This is a genomic window from Cognatishimia coralii (assembly GCF_037478305.1).
GTDB lineage: Bacteria > Pseudomonadota > Alphaproteobacteria > Rhodobacterales > Rhodobacteraceae > Cognatishimia > Cognatishimia coralii.
On sequence record NZ_JBBGAZ010000027.1, the window covers coordinates 1 to 5053 of the forward strand.

At 63.3% G+C, this 5053-nt stretch carries 5 protein-coding genes; all 5 read right to left on the reverse strand.

Annotated elements, in window-relative coordinates; all coding sequences use genetic code 11:
• Positions 1 to 69 precede the first annotated feature (69 nt).
• The 5 genes from WG622_RS19045 to WG622_RS19065 all read right to left on the reverse strand — a co-directional run bounded on the left by WG622_RS19045 (position 70) and on the right by WG622_RS19065 (position 4686).
• The gene (locus WG622_RS19045; RefSeq protein WP_067925952.1) at positions 70 to 864 is read right to left on the reverse strand and encodes an IclR family transcriptional regulator domain-containing protein; all 795 of its coding nucleotides are present in this window, start codon (positions 862 to 864) and stop codon (positions 70 to 72) included.
• Positions 865 to 966: 102 nt separating this feature from the next.
• The gene (locus WG622_RS19050) at positions 967 to 1971 is read right to left on the reverse strand and encodes an FAD-binding oxidoreductase (RefSeq protein WP_067952182.1); all 1005 of its coding nucleotides are present in this window, start codon (positions 1969 to 1971) and stop codon (positions 967 to 969) included.
• The gene (locus WG622_RS19055; RefSeq protein WP_232617652.1) at positions 1968 to 2918 is read right to left on the reverse strand and encodes a PdxA family dehydrogenase; all 951 of its coding nucleotides are present in this window, start codon (positions 2916 to 2918) and stop codon (positions 1968 to 1970) included. The genes WG622_RS19050 and WG622_RS19055 overlap by 4 nt, the downstream gene beginning before the upstream one ends.
• A gap of 20 nt (positions 2919 to 2938) precedes the next feature.
• Positions 2939 to 3424, reverse strand: a complete 486-nt coding sequence (locus tag WG622_RS19060; RefSeq protein WP_078572122.1) for an aromatic-ring-hydroxylating dioxygenase subunit beta — start codon at positions 3422 to 3424, stop codon at positions 2939 to 2941.
• Complete coding sequence (locus WG622_RS19065) at positions 3421 to 4686, reverse strand: aromatic ring-hydroxylating oxygenase subunit alpha (protein ID WP_198431759.1); 1266 nt, start codon at positions 4684 to 4686, stop codon at positions 3421 to 3423. Before WG622_RS19065 ends, WG622_RS19060 begins: the two co-directional genes overlap by 4 nt.
• Positions 4687 to 5053 lie beyond the last annotated feature (367 nt).

Below are 5053 nucleotides of genomic sequence, written 5' to 3' on the forward strand. Positions count from 1 at the left end.
TGGCGAAGAACCTTCAGACCACCACGATGATGCTGACCTGACGCGGGCAGCCTTGCCCGCCGGCACCGTTCAAAGGGACCGCGACAGCGCCTCGGCATAGATGCGCAGGATGGGCAGCATGTGCTCGCGCATGTCCTTGACGGTGACGCGCGGCCGCGCCGCGCTCACGCTCATCGAGGCGATCAGTTTGCCGTCCGGGTCGAAGACCGGAATGGCCATGCTGACCATGCCCAGTTCCAGCTCCTCGTCGGTGAAGGCCACCTTGTCACGGCCGGCGGCGCGGATGATCTCTTTCAGCTTCGCCTTGTCCGTAACCGTATGCTTGGTCATGGCCACCGGCTCCGCCGCGTCGAGATAGGCATCCAGCGCCTCGTCGTCATAGGCCGACAGCAGGATACGCCCCGTGGCCGCCGCATAGGCGGGCAGCCGGGTGCCCAGACGGATCGCGGTGGAGACCAGCCGCGCCGCCTCGGCCCGCGCGACAAAGGTTGACCGGCCATCCTCCAGGATCGACAGCGAGACGGATTCCCCCAGTTCCTCGCGCGCCGCGTCAAGCTGATGCTGGGCAAGCTGGGGCAGCGGAATCGCGCCTGTATAGGACAGGCCCAGCCGCAACATGCGCGGGGTCGGCATGAAACGCGGGCCGTTCTTGGTCAGATAACCCAGATCTGTCAGGGTCAGCAGGCAGCGCCGCGCGCTGGCCCGCGAAATGCCGGTTTCATCGGCGGCGGACGAAACGGTGACAGCCGGGTACTCTTCCCCGAACAATTCGATGATGGCCAGGCCCTTGGCCAGCCCCGCCATCCCCTCGGGCGCGCGCGATTTCGTCGCCGTGCCCCCGTCTTTTTCCGTTGTCCCCGTCATCCGAGCTCCACCCTTCTCCGGCGCTTGATAACCCCGTCGAGGCCGCACCGTGCCACGGGGACCGGAATAAGTCCAGAAAGCGGGACGGGCCCGAAAGCAGACTTATTCCTCGTCGCCCGACGCCACGAAGGCATCGCTGAAAAAGCGATCTTTGGCCAGCCCGGCCTCGGCCTCGAATTCCGAGCGCGCCGCGTCGATCATCACCGGCGCACCGCAGGCATAGACCTCGACATTGCTCATGTCGGGAATGTCCTCCAGCACCGCGCGGTGGACGAACCCGGTGCGCCCGTCCCAGCCGTCCGAAGGCGACGAGATGACCGGCGTGAAGCTGATCCAGGGATGCGCCGCGGCCCAGCGGGCGGCGACATCGGCCATGTAAAGATCGGCCTCGGTATTGACACCCCAATAAAGCTTCAGCGGTCGCTCGGCCCCCAGCGCGATCTGGTTCTCGATCAGCGATTTTATCGGGGCAAACCCGGTGCCGGTGGCCAGCAGAACCGCGTTCATATCGTCGTTGTCAGACAGGCAGAACTCGCCATAAGGCAGCTCGACGGTCAGGAACTGGCCCTTGTCCAGCTTGCTCAGCACCTGCTCCGAAAACTTGCCGCCCGGCACATGCCGGATATGCAGCTCGATCCCGTCGTTTTTCTGCGGCGGGTTCGCCATGGAGTAGTTGCGGCTGTCGCCGTCCTCCATCACCACCCGCAGGTATTGACCGGCGCGGAACGGCGCGCGTTGCCCGATCGGCAGGCGGAACTGGATCACGGCCACGTCCGGCGCCGGGCGGGTGATCTTTCGCACCTTCGCCTCCAGCGTCTTGCGCTCCACCGGCTCCACCTTCTGGATCCGGGTCGGCGTGATCTGAAGATCGGTCAGCGGACGGGCCTGGCACAGCTTGACGCCCTCGGCGGGACCGGCCTGAACCCCCTGCCCGCGCACCATCGCCTCGCCCGCCGCGATTCCGCCTTCGCAGGACGAACACACGCCCTTGCGGCACGAGTAGGGAATGGCGTAGCCCGCGCGATCAGCCGCGTCGAGGACGGTTTCGTCCTCTTCGCAGTCGAAGCCGATATCGTCATGGTCGGTGACGGTTATACGAAAACTCACTGAATACCTCCGACAAGCCTGATCGCGGCGACCGCCGCATCGCTGGACGCCTGACCCTTGCCCGCAATATCGAACGCCGCGCCGTGCCCGACGCTGGAAAAGACCAGCCCGGAACCGATCGACATCGCCGCCGAACTGCGCCCGGCCAGCAGCTTGACCGGGATATGGCCCTGATCGTGATACATGGCGACAAAGGCATCATAGCCTTCGCGCACCAGCATCACGTCGGCGCCTTCCGGCCCGTGCGCGTCGATCCCTTGGGCGCGCAGCCGTTCGATGGCGGGGGTGACGATGCGGTCGTCCTCATCCCCGAAAAGCCCGCCCTCGCCCGCATGGGGGTTGATGCCGAACAGCCCGATGCGCGGGGCGTCGATCCCCAGACCGCTGAGCGCCTGATGCGCGGCCAGCGTGGCGCGTTCGATCAGCTCCGGCGTCAGCCGGTCAAGCGCAGTGTGAATGCCTTCATGCAGCGTCACATGCACGATTCGAAGCCCGCCGCCGATCAGCATCAGGAAAACCGAATCCTCGCCGGTGCCCAGAAGCTCGGACAGAAGGTTGGGATAGCCCGAAAAGGTCCGCCCACTGGCATTGACCGCCGTTTCCGAATGCGGACAGGCCACGATGGCGCGGCCGGTGCCGTCCTTGACCAGCGCAACCGCGCGCTCGACATAGGCAACCGTCGCCCGCCCGCTGGCCGCTGTGGGTGTGCCGGGCGTCACATCGGCCGCGTCAATCGCGCCAACCTCATGAAGATCGACGTGGCCGGGCGCGCCCCATTTGTCCATGGACGGCTCAAACGCGAAGCCCGCCGCCGTCACGACCGGCTCCACCAGATGCCGGTCGCCCACGATCACCGGGCGCAGCGCCGGATCGTCGGCCAGCGCGATAGCGGCCTTGGCCGCGACTTCCGGGCCGATCCCGTTGGCATCGCCAACGGTGATCAGCACTCTTTCCTTTTGCGCCGTCATTATAGCGGGAAACCGAGCAGCGTGTCGATCTGGTTGCTGTCCAGCACCACAGTGCGCGACACGATCTTTGCCTCGTCGCCGACGATTCGGTAGCGGTCGATATAGCGCCCGGTGGCAAAAAGATCGGTCGGCCCCTCGCGGGTGATCCGGGCCACCATGAACGAGGTTTCCGAATCCACTTCGTCGCCTTCCAGCTCGCCCACGAAGGGCTGCCCGATCATGTGGCGGTAGGAGTGGCGCTCATAGACGTTGGCCTCCAGCAGCGACAGGATACGGTCGCGCAGCATGTCCTTGCTGTCGAGCCAGACAAGACCCGCCTCAAGGTTCTGCGCGTAATTGTCGGCGCTGGTGATCGTGTAGAAGCAATCATCCACGAAGAAGTTGGGCCATGCCGTGCAATCGCCATCGTCGATCTCGCGGACATAGCGGGCCTGCGCGGCGCTGATCAGGGCCGAAACCTCGGCCTGCCGGACGTGAATGTTCATAGGCCCATCCTCATTCTGTATTCTGCCCAGAACCCCCGGATCGAGGCTTCCGTGATGCGGTCGTCGCCGCCTTCGATGCTGCGCCCGCCCATTTCGAGCACGGCATTGTTGTCCGACGCGCCCTTGGTGCCCCGGCGCACGAAGCCGCCGATACAGCCGTCTTCCATCGACACATAGCCGCCCGGCCCGATCAGGTTCGACAGTTTCAGACGCGCGCGGCGCTGTTCGGTCGTGTCGTCTTCGAACCCGATATAGGTCCATTTGAGATGCATCTCGTCGGTGCCTTTCGGCAGGACCTGACGCACCGCGATCGAGTTCTGGATCTGCTGCAGGACGAAACCCGGAAAGACCGTGAGGATCTGCAGGGTGATGTCGTCATCGAATTCCTTGAAGCTCGCCAGAAGCGACTTGTCGGCCAGTTGCAGGTCCGATTGCGACCGGATATTCTGGTCCGAATAGATCGTGTTCTTCGCCTTCTCGGCTTCCGCGATCTGGTCGATCTCGGAATAGCTCACATGGCAGCCGCCATTCGGGCTGACGATGATCCCGCCCTTCTGCGACAGCCGGTTCAACTCGAAGGTGGTGAAGAAGGTGTGCAGGATACTGGCGTGATAGCTGTCCTTGGTGTTCTCGACATAGAGCTTCCAGTTGTTGGGAAGCACCTGTGTGAACCGGCCCAGAACCACCATCTTGCGGCCTTCCAGCACGCGATGGATGCGATCGAGAACCTCCTCGCCCAGGTAATCCTCGATATCGTCCACATCCTCGTCGAAGCTGCCGAAGATCAGCCCGTCGACATTGGCCACGCGCAGCTTGCGCGGGCCGACGGAATTCATGCAGAAGTCCTTCTCCATCCCGCCTTTGCCGCCGATCCCGTCCTTGAACGCGATCCCCACGAGGTCGCCTTGCAGGCTGTGGGTCCAGGCATGATAGACGCAGGTGAAATCCTTGACGTTGCCGCGATCTTCCAGCGCCAGAAGCGAGCCGCGATGCGAGCAGCGGTTCTCGAACGCATAAATCTCGCCGTCATGGTCGCGGGTCACGATGACCGGGGTTTCCCCGACATGGACCGCGACGAAGTCGCCGGGCGACTGAAGTTCGGCTTCAAGACACATGTAGTTCCAAGTTTCCCCCTGGAACAGGCGCTCATTTTCCATCTCCAGAACGTCTTCGCGCTGGAACACCCAGTAAGGGACATGGAAACCCTCATCTTCCTTCGCCCAAACAGGCATTTCCGCCCCAAGGGGCGCCAAATTGTTCATGGGTTTACTCCCTCCCGATAAACCAGTTGTCGGATGTTCGTATTTCGAACTAGAACCGCTATTCGTTTTTTGATTTACAATCCTGAGAATTTTGTGTCAAGCAGGGACTGGCCATGCAGATGCAGAAAACGGGGGGAGGAGCAGATGAAAAATCAAGGCACCAAGCCCCTTGCGAAGGTGACATATCCGCCGGTGCCGGCGGGCGGCGTTCAGGGGCCGGTCACTGGCCGTCAATCATCTTAAGGAGCGGAAAATGCCCAAAAAGACAGTCCTCTTCATGTCGGGAAGCAGCCAGGTCGGCTCGTCCAACTGGCGGATGGTCGGCGCCGCTGCGGCCCTTGCGGACCGCGACATGGCGGATGCCTTC

What these genes read in the sequence shown, in the direction of transcription:
- WG622_RS19045 (WP_067925952.1), bottom strand. Translation starts at nt 864, where the DNA reads ATGACGGGGACAACGGAAAAAGACGGGGGCACGGCGACGAAATCGCGC.
- WG622_RS19060 (WP_078572122.1), bottom strand. Translation starts at nt 3,424, where the DNA reads ATGAACATTCACGTCCGGCAGGCCGAGGTTTCGGCCCTGATCAGCGCC.
- WG622_RS19065 (WP_198431759.1), bottom strand. Translation starts at nt 4,686, where the DNA reads ATGAACAATTTGGCGCCCCTTGGGGCGGAAATGCCTGTTTGGGCGAAG.